This window comes from Sphaerotilus natans, assembly GCF_900156335.1.
GTDB classification, from domain to species: Bacteria; Pseudomonadota; Gammaproteobacteria; order Burkholderiales; family Burkholderiaceae_C; genus Sphaerotilus; species Sphaerotilus natans.
Window position 1 is genome coordinate 103,374 of record NZ_FTMZ01000007.1, and the last position, 20,905, is coordinate 124,278.

Annotated in this window: 22 protein-coding genes; 8 read left to right on the forward strand and 14 right to left on the reverse strand. The window is 67.9% G+C overall.

The genetic code is table 11. From position 1 onward, the window contains the following. Positions 1-36 precede the first annotated feature (36 nt). On the forward strand, positions 37-219 hold the full coding sequence (locus BW996_RS08695) for a rubredoxin (RefSeq protein ID WP_037484182.1): 183 nt from the start codon (positions 37-39) through the stop codon (positions 217-219). 56 nt (positions 220-275) lie between these two features. Here the strand turns inward: BW996_RS08695 and clpA are convergent, their stop codons facing one another. Next, complete coding sequence (gene clpA, locus BW996_RS08700; RefSeq protein ID WP_037484185.1) at positions 276-2,591, reverse strand: ATP-dependent Clp protease ATP-binding subunit ClpA; 2,316 nt, start codon at positions 2,589-2,591, stop codon at positions 276-278. Then, positions 2,588-2,950 carry an ATP-dependent Clp protease adapter ClpS gene (gene clpS / locus BW996_RS08705; RefSeq protein WP_037484188.1) on the reverse strand — a complete coding sequence of 121 codons (363 nt, stop codon included), beginning with the start codon at positions 2,948-2,950 and terminating at the stop codon, positions 2,588-2,590. Before clpS ends, clpA begins: the two co-directional genes overlap by 4 nt. A gap of 263 nt (positions 2,951-3,213) precedes the next feature. Here clpS and BW996_RS08710 point away from each other — a divergent pair, with 263 nt between their 5' ends. Then, positions 3,214-3,492 (forward strand): cold-shock protein, encoded by a 279-nt coding sequence (locus BW996_RS08710; protein WP_051632146.1) that lies wholly within the window; start codon positions 3,214-3,216, stop codon positions 3,490-3,492. Positions 3,493-3,571: 79 nt separating this feature from the next. On the opposite strand, the gene icd is transcribed toward BW996_RS08710, so the two are convergent. The 3 genes from icd to hemN form a co-directional block, all read right to left on the reverse strand. Further along, entirely contained in the window at positions 3,572-4,828 is a 1,257-nt protein-coding gene (gene icd / locus BW996_RS08715; RefSeq protein ID WP_037484191.1) for an NADP-dependent isocitrate dehydrogenase, read from the reverse strand. Between the two features lie 122 nt (positions 4,829-4,950). Then, a complete protein-coding gene (locus BW996_RS08720) occupies positions 4,951-5,688 on the reverse strand; it encodes an urease accessory protein UreH domain-containing protein (protein WP_037484193.1) in 738 nt (245 codons plus the stop codon). After that, complete coding sequence (gene hemN, locus BW996_RS08725; protein ID WP_051632147.1) at positions 5,689-7,125, reverse strand: oxygen-independent coproporphyrinogen III oxidase; 1,437 nt, start codon at positions 7,123-7,125, stop codon at positions 5,689-5,691. 174 nt (positions 7,126-7,299) lie between these two features. Here hemN and fnr point away from each other — a divergent pair, with 174 nt between their 5' ends. Beyond that, positions 7,300-8,037, forward strand: coding sequence for a fumarate/nitrate reduction transcriptional regulator Fnr (fnr, locus tag BW996_RS08730; protein WP_037484197.1), 738 nt, complete (start codon positions 7,300-7,302; stop codon positions 8,035-8,037). A gap of 38 nt (positions 8,038-8,075) precedes the next feature. Here the strand turns inward: fnr and BW996_RS08735 are convergent, their stop codons facing one another. Genes BW996_RS08735 through BW996_RS08775 form a run of 9 tightly spaced genes read right to left on the reverse strand, consistent with a single transcriptional unit; the run spans position 8,076 to position 16,080 of the window. Then, positions 8,076-8,405: a hypothetical protein gene (locus BW996_RS08735; RefSeq protein ID WP_241462030.1), complete on the reverse strand. Its 330-nt coding sequence runs from the start codon at positions 8,403-8,405 to the stop codon at positions 8,076-8,078. Beyond that, positions 8,402-8,665: a hypothetical protein gene (locus tag BW996_RS08740; protein WP_051632148.1), complete on the reverse strand. Its 264-nt coding sequence runs from the start codon at positions 8,663-8,665 to the stop codon at positions 8,402-8,404. The genes BW996_RS08735 and BW996_RS08740 overlap by 4 nt, the downstream gene beginning before the upstream one ends. A 12-nt stretch (positions 8,666-8,677) precedes the next feature. Further along, positions 8,678-10,168 (reverse strand): cytochrome c oxidase accessory protein CcoG, encoded by a 1,491-nt coding sequence (gene ccoG / locus BW996_RS08745; RefSeq protein WP_051632149.1) that lies wholly within the window; start codon positions 10,166-10,168, stop codon positions 8,678-8,680. A gap of 32 nt (positions 10,169-10,200) precedes the next feature. Beyond that, complete coding sequence (gene ccoP, locus BW996_RS08750; protein ID WP_037484201.1) at positions 10,201-11,145, reverse strand: cytochrome-c oxidase, cbb3-type subunit III; 945 nt, start codon at positions 11,143-11,145, stop codon at positions 10,201-10,203. Then, entirely contained in the window at positions 11,138-11,326 is a 189-nt protein-coding gene (locus BW996_RS08755; protein ID WP_037484203.1) for a CcoQ/FixQ family Cbb3-type cytochrome c oxidase assembly chaperone, read from the reverse strand. The genes ccoP and BW996_RS08755 overlap by 8 nt, the downstream gene beginning before the upstream one ends. 16 nt (positions 11,327-11,342) lie before the next feature. Continuing rightward, positions 11,343-11,999, reverse strand: coding sequence for a cytochrome-c oxidase, cbb3-type subunit II (gene ccoO / locus BW996_RS08760; protein WP_051632150.1), 657 nt, complete (start codon positions 11,997-11,999; stop codon positions 11,343-11,345). Between the two features lie 25 nt (positions 12,000-12,024). Beyond that, a complete protein-coding gene (gene ccoN / locus BW996_RS08765) occupies positions 12,025-13,467 on the reverse strand; it encodes a cytochrome-c oxidase, cbb3-type subunit I (protein ID WP_037484205.1) in 1,443 nt (480 codons plus the stop codon). Between the two features lie 54 nt (positions 13,468-13,521). Further along, positions 13,522-13,692, reverse strand: coding sequence for a cbb3-type cytochrome oxidase assembly protein CcoS (gene ccoS / locus BW996_RS08770; protein ID WP_037484206.1), 171 nt, complete (start codon positions 13,690-13,692; stop codon positions 13,522-13,524). 3 nt (positions 13,693-13,695) lie between these two features. Beyond that, positions 13,696-16,080, reverse strand: a complete 2,385-nt coding sequence (locus BW996_RS08775) for a heavy metal translocating P-type ATPase (RefSeq protein WP_310732929.1) — start codon at positions 16,078-16,080, stop codon at positions 13,696-13,698. Between the two features lie 263 nt (positions 16,081-16,343). Here BW996_RS08775 and BW996_RS08780 point away from each other — a divergent pair, with 263 nt between their 5' ends. From BW996_RS08780 to BW996_RS08800, 5 genes are all read left to right on the forward strand, one after another. Then, the gene (locus BW996_RS08780; protein ID WP_310732048.1) at positions 16,344-16,799 is read left to right on the forward strand and encodes a DUF192 domain-containing protein; all 456 of its coding nucleotides are present in this window, start codon (positions 16,344-16,346) and stop codon (positions 16,797-16,799) included. A gap of 72 nt (positions 16,800-16,871) precedes the next feature. Next, positions 16,872-17,846 (forward strand): sulfite exporter TauE/SafE family protein, encoded by a 975-nt coding sequence (locus BW996_RS08785; RefSeq protein WP_037484209.1) that lies wholly within the window; start codon positions 16,872-16,874, stop codon positions 17,844-17,846. 46 nt (positions 17,847-17,892) lie between these two features. Further along, the gene (locus tag BW996_RS08790; RefSeq protein WP_037484212.1) at positions 17,893-19,581 is read left to right on the forward strand and encodes a nitrite/sulfite reductase; all 1,689 of its coding nucleotides are present in this window, start codon (positions 17,893-17,895) and stop codon (positions 19,579-19,581) included. A 35-nt stretch (positions 19,582-19,616) separates the two neighbouring features. Next, entirely contained in the window at positions 19,617-20,144 is a 528-nt protein-coding gene (locus tag BW996_RS08795; RefSeq protein WP_037484213.1) for a DUF934 domain-containing protein, read from the forward strand. Then, positions 20,141-20,866 (forward strand): phosphoadenylyl-sulfate reductase, encoded by a 726-nt coding sequence (locus BW996_RS08800; RefSeq protein WP_037484215.1) that lies wholly within the window; start codon positions 20,141-20,143, stop codon positions 20,864-20,866. Before BW996_RS08795 ends, BW996_RS08800 begins: the two co-directional genes overlap by 4 nt. Positions 20,867-20,905 lie beyond the last annotated feature (39 nt).

Here is a 20,905-nt window from a genome sequence, read left to right on the forward strand (position 1 = left end):
CTGTCCACTGTCCGACCTGTCTGCCCGGAGACCTCGATGAACACCAGCCTCGCCACCGCGACCTATCTCTGCACGCTGTGCCATTTCGTCTATGACGAGGAGGTCGGCCGCCCCGAGGACGGCATCGAGCCGGGCACGCCCTGGGCTGCCGTGCCCGAAGACTGGTGCTGCCCGGAGTGCGGCGCCAGCAAGGAAGATTTCCGCCGCACCGACGCCTGAAAGCAGAAAGGGAGCCCGCGGGCTCCCTTCTTCATGTTCGGGCCAGACCGCTGGACTCAGGCGGTGGCCGGCTCGGCCTTGGGCTTGTCGCTCTTGCGCGGCTCGATGTCGAGCTGCACCTCGCCCGCCTCGTTGACATCGACTGTCAGGCGCCCGCCGTCGACCAGGCGGCCGAACAGCAGCTCGTCGGCCAGCGCGCGCCGGATCGTGTCCTGGATCAGGCGCTGCATCGGGCGCGCGCCCATCAGCGGATCGAAGCCGCGCTTGGCCAGGTGCTTGCGCAGCGCATCGGTGAAGGTGACCTCGACCTTCTTCTCGCCGAGCTGGCCTTCGAGCTGCAGCAGGAACTTGTCCACCACCCGCAGGATGATCTCCTCGTCGAGCGCGCGGAAGGACACGATCGAGTCGAGGCGGTTGCGGAACTCGGGCGTGAACATGCGCTTGAGATCGCCCATCTCGTCACCGCTCTCGCGCTGCGTGGTGAAGCCGATCGTCGCCTTCTGCATCGTCTCCGCGCCCGCGTTCGTCGTCATGATGATGATCGCGTTGCGGAAGTCGGCCTTGCGCCCGTTGTTGTCGGTCAGCGTGCCGTGGTCCATGACCTGCAGCAGCACGTTGAAGACATCCGGGTGCGCCTTCTCGATCTCGTCGAGCAGCAGCACGCAATGCGGCTTCTTCGTGACCGCCTCGGTCAGCAGGCCGCCCTGGTCGAAGCCGACATAGCCCGGGGGCGCACCGATCAGGCGGCTGACGGCGTGGCGCTCCATGTACTCCGACATGTCGAAGCGGATCAGGTCGATGCCCAGGATGTAGGCCAGCTGCTTGGCGACCTCGGTCTTGCCCACCCCGGTCGGGCCGGAGAACAGGAAGGCACCGATCGGCTTGTCCGGCTTGCCCAGACCCGAGCGTGCCATCTTGATCGCGCCCGAGAGCGCGTCGATGGCCGCATCCTGGCCATAGACCACGCTCTTCAGATCGCGGTCCAGGCTCTTGAGCTTGCTGCGGTCGTCGCTGGAGACGCTCGCCGGCGGAATGCGCGCGATCTTGGCGACGATGTCCTCGACCTCGCCGCGGGTGATCTTCTTGCGCTGCTTGTTCTTCGGCAGCACACGCTGGGCAGCACCGGCCTCGTCGATCACGTCGATCGCCTTGTCGGGCAGGTGGCGGTCGTTGATGTACTTGGCAGACAGCTCGGCGGCGGCCTGCAGCGCGCCGACGTCGTACTTGACGCCGTGGTGCTCCTCGAAGCGCGACTTCAGGCCCTTGAGGATCTCGATCGTCTGCTCGACGGTCGGCTCGACCACGTCGACCTTCTGGAAGCGCCGGGAGAGCGCCGCGTCCTTCTCGAAGATGCCGCGGTACTCGGTGAAGGTGGTCGCGCCGATGCACTTCATCTGGCCCGAGCTGAGCGCCGGCTTGAGCAGGTTGCTGGCGTCGAGCGTGCCGCCCGAGGCTGCGCCGGCACCGATCAGCGTGTGGATCTCGTCGATGAACAGCACCGCATGCGGCTGCTCCTTGAGCTGCTTGAGCACCGCCTTCAGGCGCTGCTCGAAGTCGCCGCGGTACTTGGTGCCAGCCAGCAGAGCGCCCATGTCGAGCGAATAGACGGTGGCCTCGGACAGCACCTCGGGCACGTCGCCCTGGGTGATGCGCCAGGCCAGGCCCTCGGCGATGGCGGTCTTGCCGACGCCGGCCTCGCCGACCAGCAGCGGATTGTTCTTGCGCCGGCGGCACAGCACCTGGATCACCCGCTCGACCTCGTGCTCGCGGCCGATCAGCGGATCGATGCGGCCTTCGCGGGCCTGCTGGTTCAGGTTCTGGGTGTACTGGTCGAGCGGCGAGCCCTTGCCATCGCTCTCTTCCTTCTCGCCTTCGGACGAGGAGGACGACGAAGACGAGGATTCACCCGACGAGCGGGTCGGCTCCGGCGGATCGGACTTCTTGATGCCGTGGGCAATGAAGTTGACGACATCCAGGCGCGTCACGCCCTGCTGGTGCAGGTAGTAGACCGCGTGCGAGTCCTTCTCGCCGAAGATCGCCACCAGCACGTTGGCGCCGGTGACTTCCTTCTTGCCGTTGCCAGTCGACTGCACATGCATGATCGCGCGCTGGATCACGCGCTGGAAACCCAGCGTGGGCTGCGTGTCGACCTCGTCGGTGCCGCCGACCGTGGGGGTGTTTTCCTTGATGAACTGCGTCAGGCTCTTGCGCAGATCATCGAGATTGGCCGCGCAGGCGCGCAGCACCTCGGATGCCGAGGGGTTGTCCAGCAGGGCGAGCAGCAGATGCTCGACCGTGATGAACTCGTGCCGCTGCTGCCGCGCCTCGACGAACGCCATGTGCAGACTGACTTCCAACTCTTGCGCGATCATGCGACCTCCAAAATGCACTGGAGCGGGTGCCCCGCCCTCCGTGCCGCTGCCAGAACCAATTCGACCTTCGTCGCGGCGACATCGCGGGTATACACCCCGCAGACCGCCCGCCCCTCATGATGGATCTTCAGCATGATCTGGGTGGCGGCATCGATGTCATGGTGGAAATGCTGCTGCAGGACCATCACCACGAATTCCATCGGGGTGTAATCGTCGTTCAGCATGACGACTTGATAGGAACGTGGCGGCTCCACGCGCTGGAGCAGGCGCTCCTCGACAACTGAGCCCTGTCCGTCATCGGGCGGGCCGGGGGGAAAGGGATTCGATCCGTCAGGCGTGTTGCTGGCCATGGAAAACATTCTATAGATCGGCGGGGATGTGCGCTGAAGACCCGGACAACCCGATCTTCGCACTGCCGGGCAGATCCGGGATTTGCGACCCGCGCCACCGTCGCCCGCCCGGCGCGGGCCGGCATCGCCCCTGGGGAAAACCGCCATTGGTTCACGCTTCGCACCGCAAGCCGGATCTGGCAGAGCTGACAGATTCTTGACACATAAGACCTCTATCTACAGAATCCGACTGAAACTATTGGGTTTTTTGTTGGGAAAGAGGAGAAAAATTAGTGGCTACCGGACTCGTCAAGTGGTTCAATGACGTCAAGGGCTTTGGCTTCATCCAGCCCGCCGAAGGTGGCGAAGATGTCTTCGCGCACTTTTCCGCCATCCAGATGGAGGGCTTTCGCACCCTGAAGCAGGGCGCGCAGGTCAGCTTCGATCTGGTCGACGGCCCCAAGGGTCGCCTGGCCCACAACATCTGCCAGATCGACCCGCCACCCGGCCGGGGCCAGACAAGCACGCGCACCGAAGAGCCGGCAGCGGTGGAAAACACAGCCGCCGCCTGAGCCCTCAGGCCAGACAGAAAAAGGCCCGCGAATGCGGGCCTTCTTTCTCGGTGCAACGCGCGCAGGGCGCGCGGCGTCATCAGGACATCTGCTCGATCATCACCTGGCCGAAACCGGAGCAGGAAACCTGGGTCGCCTCCTCCATCAGACGGGCGAAGTCATAGGTGACGCGGCCGGTCTGGATGGCGCGCTCCATCGATTCGATCACCAGATCGGCGGCCTCGGCCCAGCCGATGTGGCGCAGCATCATCTCGGCAGACAGGATCAGCGAACCCGGATTCACATAATCCTTGCCGGCATAGCGCGGCGCGGTGCCGTGGGTGGCCTCGAACATGGCCACCGAGTTCGACAGGTTGGCGCCCGGCGCGATGCCGATGCCGCCCACCTGCGCCGCCACCGCGTCGGAGATGTAGTCGCCGTTGAGGTTCAGCGTCGCGATCACCGAATACTCGGCCGGGCGCAGCAGCACCTGCTGCAGGAAGGCGTCGGTGATCGCATCCTTGATCAGGATGTCGCGGCCGGTCTTCGGATTCTTCAGGCGCATCCACGGACCGCCGTCGATCAGCTCGGCGCCGAACTCCTTCTGCGCCAGCGCGTAGCCCCAGTCGCGGAAGCCGCCTTCCGTGAACTTCATGATGTTGCCCTTGTGGACCAGGGTCACGCTGGGCTTGTCATGGTCGATCGCGTACTGGATGGCCTTGCGCACCAGGCGCTCGGTGCCTTCGATCGACACCGGCTTGACGCCCAGGCCCGAGGTCTCGGGGAAGCGGATCTTGGTGACGCCCATCTCTTCCTGCAGGAAGCGGATGAGCTTCTGGGCCTTCTCGCTGCCCGCCGGGTACTCGATGCCGGCGTAGATGTCCTCGGAGTTCTCGCGGAAGATGACCATGTCGGTCTTCTCGGGCTCCTTCAGCGGCGAGGGCACGCCCTTGAAGTAGCGCACCGGGCGCAGGCAGACATAGAGGTCAAGCTCCTGGCGCAGCGCGACGTTGAGCGAGCGGATGCCGCCGCCGACTGGCGTGGTCAGCGGGCCCTTGATCGACACCAGATAGTCGCGCACCACCTCGAGCGTCTCGTCGGGCAGCCAGACGTCGGGGCCGTAGACGCGGGTCGCCTTCTCGCCGGCGAAGATCTCCATCCAGTGGATGCGGCGCTCGCCGCCGTAGGAGCGTGCCACCGCGGCATCGATCACCTTGATCATCACCGGCGTGACATCGACGCCGACGCCGTCGCCCTCGATGAACGGGATGATCGGGTGGTTCGGGACATTCAGCGTGCAATCCTCGTTGACGCTGATCTTCTGTCCCTCGGCAGGCACCTGGATGTGCTGGTACATGGTGGGTCCGGTCTCGTGGCTTGTTTCGAACAGGGAATGGGGCGGAAAGCGTGAGATTTTCGGGTCTCGGTGCGCCCGGTGATTCTAGGCATGCCGGCCCGGCGCCGCATCCGCGGCAATGCTCAGCTGCACCAGGCGATCAACGCCTCGGCCCAGGGACCGTGGCCGAACAGCGACCAGCCCGACAGCAGCATGACCGCCAGCCCGGACAGGCGCAGCGGCAAGGTCGCGCGCAGATCGCCCGGACCGCTCGCCGCGCCGGAACGCCGCAGCGCGGCCGGCAGCAGCCGCAGCCACAGCGCCGGCCCCAGCAGCAGCGCCGCGCTGCTGGCCAGCGCGAAGACGGCCATGACCGCCGCGCCCTCCAGCGGCGAGGACGCCACCGCCGCCAGCAGCAGCGCCGCATGCAGCAGGCCGCAGGGCAGCGCCGGCCACAGCAGGCCGACCCCGGCGGCCTTGAGCTCGCCCGGCATCGCGATGCGCCGCGTGCCTTCGGGCAGTTCGGGCCGGGCCGCGCCCTGCTGCTCGATCCAGGCCTCCAGCGCGGCGGGCAAGCGCCCGCGCAGCAGCAGCCACAGGCCGATCATCACCATGAACAGCTGCAGCCCGGTCCAGAGCGGTCGCAGCCAGCCCGCCACCTCGGCCAGCCAGCGCAGCCCGCCGACGATCGAGGCCGCCGCCGCACCCGCCAGCGCATAGGCCAGCAGCCGCCCGGCCAGCAGCCCCAGCGAGCCGCGCACTGGCGCCTGCGGCGTGCAGCGCCGTGCCACCGCCGCACATCCGGCCGCGCACATCGCCGCGCAGTGCGGCGTGCCGGCCAGGCCCATCAGTGCCGCCGTCAGCAGCAGCGCACCTGTCATTCAGATCACCTTGGAGAAGCGCTCCCGGTTGCGGTCGGCCCGCAGGTGACGATCGAAGACCATCGCGACCGAGCGGACGAAGTACCAGCCCAGCGGCGTGACCTCCAGCCCGTCCGCGCTCAGCATCACCAGCCCGTCACGGGCCAGATCCTCGAGCGCCTCGATCTCGGCGGCGAAATACGAGCGCACGTCGATCAGATGGGCCAGCGCGACCGACTCGTAGCTGAGCCGGCCATGGCACATGATCGACATGATCACCGCGCGCCGCACCAGGTCGTCGCGCGTCAGCGCCAGGCCGCGCACCACCGGAAGCTGGTTGGAACGCAGCGCATCGTAATACTCGTCGAGCGTCTTGGCGTTCTGGCTGTAGCAAGGCCCCACCCGGGAGATCGCCGACACGCCCAGGCCGATCAGGTCGCAGTCGGGCTGCGTGCTGTAGCCCTGGAAGTTGCGGTGCAGCCGTCCCTGGCGCTTGGCCTGGGCGAGCGGGTCGTCCGGCAGCGCGAAGTGATCCATGCCGATGTACTGGTAGCCGTGGCTGACGAAGCCGGCCAGCGCCTGCGCCAGCATGCCCACGCGCTGGCCGCCGCTGGGCAGCTCGGCCGGCTCGATGCGGCGCTGCGGCTTGAAGCGGGTCGGCAGGTGCGCATAGCCGTACATCGCGATGCGATCCGGCCGCAGGCCCGCCACCTGGCGCACCGTGCGCTCGAAGCTCTCGGGCGTCTGGCGCGGCAGGCCGTAGATCAGGTCGACATTGATCGATTCGAAGCCGAGCTCGCGCGCATCGCGCATCAGCGCCTCGACCTGCTCGAAGGGCTGGATGCGGTGCACCGCCTGCTGGACCTGGGCGTCGAAGTCCTGCACGCCGAAGGAGACGCGGTTCAGCCCGAGCGCACGCAGATGCTCCAGACGCTGGCGGGTGACGGTGCGCGGGTCGATCTCGATCGAGAACTCGCCCTTGGGCAGCAGCTCGAAGCGCACGCGGATCGCCGCCATCAGCCGCGACAGCTCCTCGTCGCTCAGGAAGGTCGGCGTGCCGCCACCGAAATGCAGCTGCGAGACCTGCACCCGCTCGCCCAGCGCGTCGGCCGCCAGCGCCATCTCGTGCTCGAGCGCATCCAGGTAGGCTGCAGCCCGGCCGTGGTCGCGGGTGACGATCTTGTTGCAGGCGCAGTAGTAGCAGACCGACTCGCAGAACGGCACATGGATGTAGAGCGACAGCGGTGCGCCCGCCCCGCCAACCCCGCCCATGTCATGCCGCTGGGCCAGCGCCTGCAGGAAATGCTCGGCGGTGAAGGCCTCGACGAAGCGGTCGGCGGTCGGATAGGAGGTGTAGCGCGGACCGGGTCGGTCCATCCGGTGCAGCAGTTCGTCAGTCAGAACGGGCTCGGCCTGCAGGCCGCTGCCGCGGGTCGGGTGGAGAGTCGGGTGGTCCATGGGCGCACACTGTGCCGCCTGAGGCCCGGCGGACCTTGACGCAGCTCAAGCGTGCTGCAGGACACATCCCCAAGAATCGGCTGCGATTGATCGGATCGAGAGCCTTCGGCCTCAGAATGGGGCTCGAGCGGAAGCGAGTCCGGATCCGCATCGACACCCAACGCCTTTTTCGCCATGCACGACACCACGACGTCCCCCCGCCTTGACGCGCTCAAGGTCGCCTGCTCCGCCTGCAATCTGCGCGAGCTGTGCCTGCCGGTCGGCCTGTCGGACGAAGAGCTGTCCTCGATCGACGACATCATCGGCACCCGCCGGACCGTGCGCCGCGGCGAGAGCCTGTTCCATGCCGGCGAGGCCTTCACCGCGCTCTATGCGGTGCGCACCGGCTTCTTCAAGACCGTCGTGTCGGCCGTGGATGGCCGCGAGCAGGTCACCGGCTTCCAGATGGCCGGCGAGCTGATCGGCCTGGACGGCATCAGCACCGACCACCACTCCTGCGACGCCATCGCCCTGGAGGACTCGCAGGTCTGCATGATTCCCTACAGCCAGCTCGAGACGCTCTCGCGGGAAGTCACGCTGCTGCAGCACCAGTTCCACAAGATCATGAGCCGCGAGATCGTGCGCGACCATGGCGTGATGCTGCTGCTGGGGTCGATGCGCGCCGAGGAACGCCTGGCGGCCTTCCTGCTGAACCTGACACAGCGACTGCAGGCGCGCGGCTTCTCGGCCTCGGCGCTGGTGCTGCGCATGACCCGCGAGGAGATCGGCAGCTACCTGGGCCTGAAGCTGGAGACGGTCAGCCGCACCTTCTCGAAGTTCCAGGAGGAAGGCATCCTGGAGGTCAAGCAGCGCGACATCCGCATCCTCGATCAGAACGCGCTGCAGCGGGTGGTCAACGCCGCGAACTGCTGAGACCGCTGCGCCGGGCCACAGACGGCCCGGCAACGCACTCAAGGCGCCGGAGGCCGATCGCCCGTCGGGCTGTCCTCGCCCATCACCAGCTGCGTCATCGCGCTGGCCAGCGCGATCAGCACCCAGAACAGCAGGAAGGCGACCGAGTAGATCGTCGTCGCGTCGGCCTCGGCCACCGGGCCGCCCATCCAGCGCAGGTCGGCCGGATCGACCATCGAGAAGACCAGCATCTCGACGACGCCGGCCATCAGGAAGGACGGCCACAGCACGGCCGGCCAGCGACGCTCGCGCGCCGAGGCCGCGGGCTGGACCTCCGCCCCGCCCTCGAACACCGGCGAACCGTCATGCTCGAGCGGGTCGGTCTTCATTTGACGCCCCCGGTGGCGGCATGGTTGCGCCCCTGTATGGCCGGCGCGTTGGCGGCCTGATCGGCCGAGACATGCTCGGCCGTCTGGATGACAGGATCGGGATTCTTCAGCGCCAGGGTCAGCGTCGCGAAGCTGGCCGCGACGACGACCAGCGGCCCGCCGACCACCAGCCACATCATCTTGAAGCGCCACCACGGCCGCGGATCGTCGACCGGGGCGGAAGCGGGGGTGGGGGTGGAATTCGCAGGGGTTCGACTCATGCGGAGATCTCCTCAGCGCGGAATGATGAAGGTCGACTTCTCGCGCACGACCAGAGGCGCCGGATCCTGAGCATCGACACGCGCGATGTCGAAGTGTATTTCGTGCGAGCCCGGTCCGGCTTCGGCTGCCGCCTCCGGTTGAACCCGGACAGACACCGTCACCCAGCGGGCTTCGGCCGCGCCGACCTCGATCTCCGTGGCCGGATCGACCGTGACACCGCTCAGGCCGCTCACGCCCAGGCGGTAGCGATGCGGCTGCTCGCCGGCATTCATCACCTGCAGGCGATAGACGTTTTCGATCTGCCCTTCGTCGACGATGCGTGCCAGCGAGGCACGATCCCGGATCACGTCGACCCGGAACGGCGTGCGCATCCAGATGCTCGCCCCGACCGCCGCCACGATCAGCACCAGGATCACGGTGTAGATCAGCACCCGCGGACGCAGCACGCGGCGCCACATCTGCGCACGGGTGAAATGCTCCTTCAGGCCGTTCTGCGTCGCGTAGCGGATCAGGCCGCGCGGGTAGTTCATCTTGTCCATGATGCCGTCGCAGGCATCGATGCAGGCGGCGCAGCCGATGCACTCGTACTGCAGGCCGTTGCGGATGTCGATGCCGGTCGGGCAGACCTGCACGCACACGCCACAGTCGACGCAGTCGCCCAGGCCCTTGCTCTTCGGGTCGACCTTCTTGCCCCGCGAGCCGCGCGGGTCGCCGCGCTCGGCGTCGTAGCTGATGATCAGCGTGTCCTTGTCGAACATCGCGCTCTGGAAGCGCGCGTACGGGCACATGTACTTGCAGACCTGCTCGCGCATGAAGCCGGCATTGCCCCAGGTCGCGAAGGCGTAGAACAGCACCCAGAACCATTCCCACGGGCCGAAGCCGAAGGTCATCGCCTCGGCCGCCAGCGTGTGGATGGGGGTGAAGTAGCCGACGAAGGTGAAGCCCGTCCACAGCGCGAACAGCACCCACACCAGATGCTTGGCGCCCTTGCGGCGGATCTTCTCGGCCGTCCACGGGCCGGCGTCGAGCTTCATCCGCTGGGCGCGGTCGCCCTCGAAGCGGTGCTCGAACCACAGGAAGATCTCGGTGTAGACCGTCTGCGGGCAGGCGTAGCCGCACCACAGTCGCCCGCCCACCGCGGTGAACAGGAACAGCCCGTAGGCGGAGATGATCAGCAGTCCGGTCAGGTAGATCAGGTCCTGCGGATACAGCACCAGACCGAACAGGTAGAAGCGCCGGCTGACCAGATCGAACAGCACCGCCTGGCGGTCGTTCCACATCAGCCAGGGCAGGCCGTAGAAGACGATCTGCGTGAGCCACACCAGGGCCCAGCGCCACTTCGCGAAATAGCCGCTGACGGCGCGCGGATAGATCTTCTTCGACTTCTGATAAAGCGAGACGGTCCTGGCGGCTGCCGACTCGGCAGCCGGCGCAGGACCGGCGGAGGCAGAGGCCACGGAGGGCGAGGGAATGGGCGAAGCGCCCGTCTTGCTGGTATCCATGGCCTCAGTTTTAACCCAGGACAAGCCCGGGGTTATTGCGCTTTCGCATCCCCTGCGGGAGCGAGCGCGGTCTGCTTGTCACCCTTGTGCGACAGGCTCCAGACATAGGCGGCGAGCACCTTGATCTGTTCCGGCGACAGGCGGCTGGCGTGCTGCGGCATGACGTTGGTCTTGCCGTTGTTGATCATCGCGATCACGGCAGCCTCGCCCCAGCCGTGCAGCCAGACCTTGTCGGTCAGGTTCGGCGCGCCCATGGCCTGCATGCCCTTGCCATCGGCACCGTGGCAGGCAGCGCAGGCACCGAACTTGCTCTTGCCCAGCTGCGCGCGGATCGAGTCATGCGCGCTGCCCGACAGGCTCAGCACATAGTTGGCGACGTTCTTGACGTCCTCGGCCGAGCCGACCGCCGCGGCCATCGGGGGCATCATGCCCTGACGGCCTTCGGCGATGGTCTTGGCGATGTAGTCGACGCCGGTGCCGCCGAGCCAGTCGTTGTCCGTCAGGTTCGGGAAGCTCTTGCCGCCGCGCGCGTCGGAGCCGTGGCAGCCGGCGCAGTTGTTGACGAACAGACGCTCGCCGATGCCCATGGCCTTCGTGTCAGCCGCCAGCGCTTCCGGCGTCATCGTCATGAAGCCGGCGTAGATCGGCGCCATCGCCTCGCGGGCCTTGGCATGCTCGGCCTCGAGCTGACCCTTGGACGACCAGTTCAGCACACCCTTGCTGCCGCCCAGGCCCGGGTAGAGCGTCAGGTAGGTGGCAGCGAACACCACCGTGATGATGAACAGGCCCATCCACCAGCGCGGCAGCGGATTGTTCATCTCCTTGAGGTCTTCGTCCCACACATGGCCGGTCGAATTGTCGTCCGCCATGACGGTGCGCTTGCTGGCCACCGCCAGCACGAACACGCAGAACACCAGTCCGCCCACAACGATCGCGATGATGTACCACGACCAGAAACTCGAAATGAAGTCACTCACGGGTGCCTCCGTTGCTTGTGCTTGTCTTGAGGTCAGCCGGCTCGTCGCCTTCGAGCGCGAGCGACGCGGCCTCGTCGAAGGCCGATCGGTTGCGGCTGGAATAGGCCCAGGCGACGATGCCCAGGAAGAGGATCAGGAAGAAGACGGTGACGAGACTGCGGAGGTCGTTGACGATGTCCATGACGCTCCTCCTCCGGTCACTGCGCAGCCGCGGTGGTCGCGGCCGGGGTCGCCTTGCCACCTGCGGTGCCCAGCACCTGCAGGAAGGCGATCAGCGCCTGCATTTCCGTCTTGCCCTTGACCTCGTCGGCCGCCTTGGCGATCTCGTCGTCGGTGTAGGGCACGCCGACCTTGCGCAGCGCAGCCATGTTCTTGCCGATGTCGACATTGGCCGGCGCGGTGTCGAGCCAGGGGTAGGCCGGCATGTTCGACTCGGGCACCACGTCGCGCGGGTTCATCAGGTGCACGTAGTGCCACTGGTCGCTGTACTTGCCGCCGACGCGGTGCAGGTCCGGACCGGTGCGCTTCGAGCCCCACTGGAACGGATGGTCGTAGACGAACTCGCCCGCCTTGGAGATCTCGCCGTAGCGCAGCGTCTCGGCACGGAAGGGACGGACCATCTGCGAGTGGCAGTTGTAGCAGCCCTCGCGCAGGTAGACGTCACGGCCGGCGAGCTGCAGCGCGGTGTAGGGCTTGAGGCCGTCCACGGGCTGGGTGGTCGAGGTCTGGAAGAACAGCGGGACGATCTCCGTCAGGCCACCGAAGAGGATGGTGACCAGCGTCAGCACGATCATCAGGAAGTTGCTGGTCTCGATCTTCTCGTGACCAGTCACCGGTGCATTCTTGTTTGCCATGGTGATGTTGCTCCGTGGGTCGGGGTCAGGCGTGGGCCGCGGCCACCGGCGGGATGGCCACCGGCTCGGCCTTGCCGGCGCGGATGGTCATGACAGTGTTCCAGGCCATCAGCAGCATGCCGGTCAGGTACATCAGACCGCCGCCCAGACGGATGACGTAGAACGGATAGGACGCCTTGACGCTCTCGACGAAGCTGTAGACCAGCGTGCCGTCGGGGTTGGTGGCACGCCACATCAGGCCCTGCATGACGCCGGCGATCCACAGCGCGGCGATGTAGAGCACGATGCCGATGGTGGCCAGCCAGAAGTGCAGCTCGATGGCGCGCACGCTGAACATCTGCTTGCGGCCGAACATGCGCGGGATCAGGTGATACAGCGAGCCGATCGACACCATGCCGACCCAGCCCAGCGCGCCGGAGTGCACATGGCCGACGGTCCAGTCGGTGTAGTGGCTCAGCGCGTTGACGGTCTTGATCGACATCATCGGACCTTCGAAGGTCGACATGCCGTAGAACGACAGCGAGACGATCAGGAACTTCAGGATCGGGTCGTCACGCAGCTTGTTCCATGCGCCCGACAGGGTCATGATGCCGTTGATCATGCCGCCCCAGCTCGGCGCCAGCAGCACCAGCGAGAAGATCATGCCCACCGACTGCGTCCAGTCCGGCAGCGCGGTGTAGTGCAGATGGTGCGGGCCCGCCCACATGTAGGTGAAGATCAGCGCCCAGAAGTGCACGATCGACAGGCGGTACGAGTAGACCGGACGGTTGGCCTGCTTGGGGATGTAGTAGTACATCATGCCCAGGAAGCCGGCGGTCAGGAAGAAGCCCACCGCATTGTGGCCATACCACCATTGCACCATCGCGTCCTGCACGCCGGCGTAGGCCGAGTAGGACTTGGTCAGGCTGACAGGAATCGCAGCCGAGTTGACGATGTGCAGCAGCGCGACGGCCAGGATGAAGGCGCCGAAGAACCAGTTGCCCACATAGATGTGGCTGACCTTGCGGATGCCGACCGTGCCGAAGAACACGATCGCATAGCTGACCCACACGACGGCGATCAGGATGTCGATCGGCCACTCCAGCTCGGCATATTCCTTGCCCGAGGTGAAGCCCAGCGGCAGCGACACGGCCGCGGCCAGGATCACCAGTTGCCAGCCCCAGAAGGTGAACTGGGCCAGCGCCGGCGCGAACAGCTGGGTCTGGCAGGTGCGCTGCACCACGTGGTAGCTGGTCGCGAACAGCGCGCAGCCGCCGAAGGCGAAGATGACCGCATTGGTGTGCAGCGGTCGCAGCCGGCCGTAGCTCAGCCAGGAAATGCCGTTGGTCAGTTCGGGAAATGCCAGCTGGGCCGCGATCACGACCCCGACGAACATCCCCACGATGCCCCACAGCACGGCGGCCACGGCAAACTGCCGTACCACCGCATCGCTGTAGACGGGGCCAGCCGTCTGTGTGTTGATTGCCATTGGTTGCTCCTTGGAAACTCTCTCGATCCCGGACGGGAATTCTTTGGCACCCCGTCAGCGACGAGGTTGACTCGAATCAAGCTCGTCCGGGTCTGCGCGCAGCATGCGCTCGCCCTCTCGCTCGATGTCATCGAACTGGCCGGCCTTCAGGGCCCAGGCGAAGATCACGATGATCAGGAAGACCAGCACGATCGACAGCGGAATCAGCAGGAAAAGGATGTCCATCGCTCAGCCCTTTCCCGGCAGACGCGGCCGCCAAGTCGTCAGGCGCAGCGCGTTGACCACCACCAGCAGCGAGCTGGCCGCCATGCCGACGCCCGCCAGCCAGGGCGGCATCCAGCCCACCAGCGCCAGCGGCACCGACACCGCGTTGTAGATCAGTGCCCAGCGCAGGTTCTGCCGCACCACCGCCAACGTGCGACGCGCCGTCGCGAACACCACCGGCAGATCCTCGATGCGGTCGGACAGCACGATCACGTCGGCGCGGGCCTGGGCCAGCGCCGCCGCGGTGCCCATCGCGATCGACACGTCGGCGCGCGCCAGCACAGGCGCATCATTGATCCCGTCGCCGACCATCGCAACGACACGGCCTTGACGCTGCAGGGCCTCGACCGCCTCCAGCTTGTCCTGCGGCGTGCAGCGCGAGCGTGCGTCGGCAATGCCCAGCCGCGCGGCCATCGCCGCGACGCTGCCGGGCTGGTCGCCTGAGAGCAGGTGCAGCGCCAGGCCGTCTGCGGCCAGGCGGGCCGTGCCGCTGGCCGCATCGGCGCGCAGCACCTCGTCGAACTCGAAGCGCAGCGCCGGCTGCCAGGGCGAGGCGGCACCGGCCTCGCGATCGCGCAGCGCCAGCCAGACCTGGGGGCGCTGCACGGCGGCGGCCGCCTCGGCCGCACCGCACCAGGCGCCGGAGCCCAGGCGGACCTCCAGGCTGCAGGCTGCGATGCGCACGCTCGCCTGCACGCCCTGCCCGGCCTGCTCGAGCAGATCGGCCGGCTCGGCCGACCAGTCGGCCGGCGGCAGCGCCTGCACCAGCGCACGCGACAGCGGATGCGAGGAACGCTCGGCCAGCTGGCGCGCCACATCGCGCAGCAGCCCGGCCGGCAGACCGGCGCAGACCGGCGCGACCGGCTGCATCTCGACCGTGGCGGCCAGCGCCAGCCGATCCTCGGTGACAGTGCCGGTCTTGTCGAAGACCACGTCGCCCACCCGGGTCAGGACTTCCAGCGCGTCCAGGCGCTGCACGACGATGCCGCGGCGCGCCAGCTCGCCGGCGGTGGCCAGCAGCGCCACCGGCGCACCCAGCGACAGCGCGCACGGGCAGGTCACCACCAGCACCGCGACGGCCACCCACAGCGCCCGCGACGGATCGATGAACATCCACGCGCCCCAGGCCAGCGCCGCCAGCACCAGCACCGCGATCAGGAAGGGGCCGGCCAGCCGGTCGGTGGCCAGGATGAAGGCGGGACGCTCGGTCAGCGCGCGCTCGACCAGCGAGACGATGCGCTGGTAGCGGGTCTGCGCGCCGAGCTGCAGCACCTCCATCACCACCGGCGCGCCCAGGTTCAGGCAGCCGGCCGAGACCTCGTCGCCGACGGCACGGTCGACCGGACGCGACTCGCCGGTCAGCATCGCCTCGTCGACCTGGGTGCGGCCCTCGAGCAGGCGGCCATCGGCGGCGAAGGCCTGGCCGGCATGCACCCGCACCCGGTCGCCGACGGCCAGCGCCGACGAGGGCACCAGTTCGCCGCGGCCGGCCGCGTCCAGGCGTTCGACCGCATCGGGCAGCCGGCGCATCACCGCGTCGAGCGACTGCGCCGCGCGCTGGCGTGCCCGCGCCTCGAGCGTGCGCGCCGCGAACAGGAAGCTGACGAACATCGTCAGCGAGTCGAAGTAGACCTCCGAGCCGAAGGGTCCGGCCGGGTCGAAGGTGGCCACCGAGCTGGCGACGAAGGTAACCGCGATGCCCAGCGCGATCGGCAGGTCCATCGAGACACGGCGCTCGCGCAGGCCGTTCCAGGCGCCCCGAAAGAAGGGGCCGGCCGCAAAGATGATCACCGGGATGCTCAGCACCCAGCTCGCCCAGTTCAGCAGGCCGAGCATGTCGGGCGTGATGTCGCCGGGCGCCGCCACATAGGTGGGCGTGGCGTACATCATCACCTGCATCATGCAGAAGGAGGCGACGAAGAGCCGCCACAGCGACTGGCGTGACGCCTTGGTGGCCAGCGCGACGGCCTGCGCCCCGGTGTCGGGAAAAGCCCCGTAGCCGATCGAGCGTACCGCCTCGATCATCGCGGAGACCCGGGTACGCTTCGGATCCCAGACCACCACCGCACGCTGTGCAGCACCGCTGACGTCGGCCCGGCGCACGCCGTCGACCTGCAGCAGCGCCTCCTCGATCTGGCCGGCGCAGGCCGCGCAGTACATGCCGCCGATCAGCAGGCGCGACTGGCCCAGCTCGCCGCCCTGGCCGTCGTCGATCCACTGAGTGAAGGCCTGCTGCTGGGCGCGGTCGTCGACCGCGGCGGCCTGGGTGGCGGTCAGCGCCGGGTCGCCGCTGAACTGCCCCGGCACCACCGACGTGACGATTCCGGACGCGGCCGAAGACGGCGTCAATGAAGCATCGACACGAGCGGAGGGTGGGGTTGTGGCGGGCATGGGGGGCATGGGACGACCGGGCGGCCGCCACGCATGCGCTATTCTTTGGGGCCAGCCCCCCTCAAAACATGATCCACATCAAGTTCGATCCGGTTCAACCCGGATGTGCCGTGTTGACGCGCTTCACCCACCTGCACCACTGTGGGGATTCCACCACGAAAGATCAACATCCGGATCGCCCTCGGCGCCAGAAGCGGTCTGGACGGGCCCTGTCGGCGCGGGTGTCGGCGCTGGGTCTGGCGCTGAGCCTGCTGTCGCCAGGTGCCGCTGTCGCCCAGGAAGGACCGCAGAAGCTGCCGGCGATCACGCTGACGGCCGGCATGCACCAGATCCGCGCCGAGGTGGCGCGCACCGACCTGCAGCGCCAGATCGGGCTGATGCACCGCAGCGCGATGCCTGCCGGCGAGGGCATGCTGTTCATCTTCGAGCAGCCCGGCGTGCAGTGCTTCTGGATGCGCAACACGCTGATCCCGCTGTCGGCGGCCTTTCTCGACGACGAGGGCCGCATCGTCAACATCGAGGACATGAAGCCGCAGACCGAGGACTCGCACTGCTCGAAGAAGCCGGTGCGCTTCGTGCTCGAGATGAACCAGGGCTGGTTCGCGAAGAAGGGCCTGTCGGCCGGCAGCCGCATCGGCGGTGAGCCGTTTCGCCCGGTCGGCACCGCCACCAAATAACCAACTGACATAAGCTATTCACTTTTTTGTTGTTTGTCGCCATAAAGGGGCCGGATAGCATGCGCCCCCTGTATGAAGATCCGCGACCTCGACCTCACCGACAGCCCTGTCAACGCCGAACACCAGCAGCTCGGTCTGCCGCCGCTCGAGAATGCGGTGACGCACTCGGGCGACCATCCGGTCCTGCGTTTCGCGATGTGGTCGGTGGTCTTCCTGCTGATGGGCGTGACGGTCTTCCTCGGCACGCGGCTGTTCAACCAGCCCGATGGCCACACCGGCTTCCAGATCATCGCCGAGACGCTGGAGAGCCGCGCCTTCTGGAGCGCGGTGGCGGTCGGCCTGCTGGCGCAGACGGTCGACGGCGCGCTCGGCATGGCCTACGGCATCACTTCCACCAGCTTCCTGCTGGCCACCGGCTCCAGCCCGGCCGTGGCCAGCGCGGCAGTGCACATCGCCGAGGTCTTCACCACCGGCGTGTCGGGCATCTCCCACATCAAGCTCGGCAACGTCAACAAGAGCCTGTTCCTGCGCCTGCTGGTGCCGGGCATGATCGGCGCGATCTCCGGTGCCTGGGTGGTCTCCAGCATCGACGCGGCCACCATCAAGCCGATCATCTCGATCTATCTGCTGCTGATGGGGCTGTATGTCATCAGCAAGATCTTCCGCACCATCAAGCGCCGCCACGAGGAGCCGCGCCATGTCGCCAAGCTCGGGCTGGTGGGCGGCTTCGTCGATGCGGTGGGCGGCGGCGGCTGGGGCCCGGTGGTGACCACCACGCTGGTGGGCACCGGCTCCGACCCGCGCACCACCATCGGTTCGGTCAATCTGGCCGAGTTCTTCCTGACCTTCGTCAGCGCCGGCGTCTTCGCGATGCTGGTCGGCGAGAGCCCGTGGCCGACGGTGGCCGGGCTGGTGATCGGCGGCCTGTTCGCCGCACCGCTGGCCGCGCTGCTGACCCGCCATCTGCACACGAAGGCGCTGCTGGCCCTGGTCGGCACCGTCATCTCCCTCATCAGCATCTACAACCTCTACCGGGCGTTCCACTGAGTTCTCCCCGAGTCCGGGATCACCGAGCCGAGCCTCCAGAGCCACCATGTACAAGTACACCGACTTCGACCGCCAGTTCGTCCGTGCCCGGGCGGCCCAGTTCCGCGATCAGCTCGACCGCCACTTCGCCGGCCAGCTCGACGGCGACGACTTCAAGGCGCTGCGCCTGCAGAACGGCTGGTACATCCAGCGCCATGCGCCGATGCTGCGCGTGGCTGTGCCCTACGGCGCCATCGGCAGCAGCCAGATCCGCGCGCTGGCGGAGATCTCGCGGGTGCATGACCGCGGCTATGTGCACTTCACCACCCGCCAGAACGTCCAGTACAACTGGATCCCGCTGAGCCAGGCCGCCGACGTGATGGACAAGCTGGCCGCGGTGGACATGCACGGCATCCAGACCAGCGGCAACTGCATCCGCAACATCACCACCGACGGCCTGGCCGGCGTGGCCGCCGACGAGCTGGTCGATCCGCGCCCCTACGCCGAGGTGCTGCGCCAGTGGAGCACGCTGCACCCCGAGTTCGCCTTCCTGCCGCGCAAGTTCAAGATCGCCATCTCCGGCGCCGCCGAGGACCGCGCCGCGATCGGCTGGCATGACGTGGGCCTGCAGCTGGTCAAGAACGAGGCCGGCGAGATCGGCTTCAAGGTGCTGGTCGGCGGCGGCATGGGCCGCACGCCCATCATCGGCTCGGTGATCCGCGAGTTCCTGCCCTGGAACCAGATCCTGGTCTATCTGGAGGCCGTGGTGCGGGTCTACAACCGCTACGGCCGCCGCGACAACGCCTACAAGGCGCGCATCAAGATCCTGGTCAAGGCCGAGGGCCAGAAGTACTTCGACCAGGTCGAGGCCGAGTTCCGCCAGATCCTCGAGAACGACCCGGACGGCGCGCTGCACCTGATCCCGCAGGCCGAGCTCGACCGCGTGGCGGCCTGCTTCACCCGCCCGGCTGGCGTCGAGCCGCTGCCCGAGCCGGCCGCCGCGCCGGACGCGCCGCTGGCCTACACCCGCTGGCTCGCGCGCAACGTGCACGCGCACCAGGTGCCGGGCTGGCGCGCGGTCACGCTGTCGGTCAAGCGCGCCGGCCAGGCCCCGGGCGACGCCACCGACGCCCAGCTCGACGCCGCCGCCGACCTGGCCGACCGCTTCTCGTTGGGCGAGCTGCGCGTCACGCACGACCAGAACCTGCTGCTGCCCTGGGTCAAGGCCAGCGACCTGCCCGAGGTGCACGCCGCGGCCAAGGCCGCCGGCTACGCCACGCCCAACATCGGCCTGGTCACCGACATGATCGCCTGCCCGGGCGGCGACTTCTGCGATCTGGCCAACGCGCGCTCGATTCCGGTGGCCGCCGAGCTGACCGAGCGCTTTTCCGACCTCGACGAGGTCTTCGACCTCGGCGAGATCGACCTGCACATCAGCGGCTGCATCAACTCCTGCGGTCACCACCACAGCGGCCACATCGGCATCCTCGGCGTCGACAAGGACGGCAGCGAGTGGTACCAGGTCACGCTGGGCGGCTCGGACGGCTCGGCCCATGCGCCGCTGGCCGTGCCGGGCAAGGTCATCGGCCCGTCGTTCGCCGCCAGCGAGATCACCGACGCGGTCGAGGCCATTCTCGACACCTACCGCGAGCTGCGCCAGGCCGACGAGAAGTTCATCGACGCGCTGCACCGCATCGGCCTGGACCCGTTCAAGGCCGCGGCCAACGCCCAGCGCACCGCCACCGCCCGCGCCTGAGCCGCGGCCGACCGACATCCGGAACACGACACACCATGAAGTTCATCGACATCGCCCATGACCCGTGGCACACCGTCGGCGGCGAGGACGGCCCGATCCCGCATCCGCAGCCCAAGGACCACCTGCTGCTGACGCTGGAGCAGTGGCACGCGGTGCGCGAGACCTGGCCGGCCGGCCTGGCCGTCGGCGTGATCCTGCCCAACAGCGTCGACGTCGAGACGCTCGCCGCCGACCTGCCGCGCCTGTCGCTCGTCGCGCTGCAGTTCCCGAAATGGGTCGACGGCCGCGCCTACACCCAGGCCCGCCTGCTGCGGGTGCGCTACCGCTTCCCGGGCCAGATCCGCGCCACCGGCGAGGCCCTGGTCGACATGCTGCCGCTGATGCAGCGCACCGGCTTCGACGCCGTCGTGCTGCGCCGCGACCAGTCGCGCGAGGCCGCCGAGCGGGCGCTGGGCTTCTTCGCCGGCCACTACCAGGGCGCGGTCGGCGAAGCCCGCCCGGTCTTCGCCCGTCCGGCCGCGGCCGGCGGCACCGACTTCATCAACGCCGGAGCCGCGATATGAGCGCGATCGCCCTGTACGGCCGCAAGAAGCCGGGCTTCGAGGATCGTCTGGAAGCCGCCCTGCAGGCGCTGAAGGACGCCGCCGCCAGCCACCCCGGCACCATCGTCCAGGCCACCAGCCTCGGCGCCGAGGACATGGTCGTCACCGACCTGATCGCCCGCCACCAGCTGCCGATCACCATCGCCACGCTGGAGACCGGCGCGCTGCACGCCGAGACGGTCGCGCTGATCCCGCGCATCGAGGCGCACTACGGCCTGAAGGTCGAGGTCTACCGCCCGGTCGAGCAGGCGGTGATCGAGTTCGTGCAGAAGAACGGCGAGCAGGCGATGTACGAGAGCATCGCGCTGCGCAAGGCCTGCTGCGGCGTGCGCAAGATGGAGCCGCTCTCGCGCATGCTCTCCGGGCGCAGCGCCTGGGTGACGGGCCTGCGCCGCGAGCAGTCCAACGCCCGCGGCGAGGTCCGCACCGTCGAGGCCGACGACCAGGGTCGTGCCAAAATCAATCCCCTGGTGGACTGGTCCTGGAACGACGTGTGGCACTACATCGCCTCCAACGATGTGCCCTACAACCCGCTGCACGACCAGTTCATGCCGAGCATCGGCTGCGCACCCTGCACCCGCGCGATCGCGGTGGGGCAGGAATTCCGCGCCGGGCGCTGGTGGTGGGAGGACGAGTCGGCCAAGGAATGCGGCCTGCACGTCTCCCAGAAGCCGGCGGCCTGAGCGCGAGAGCCGCGCCCGCCCTGCCCTCCCGAACACACG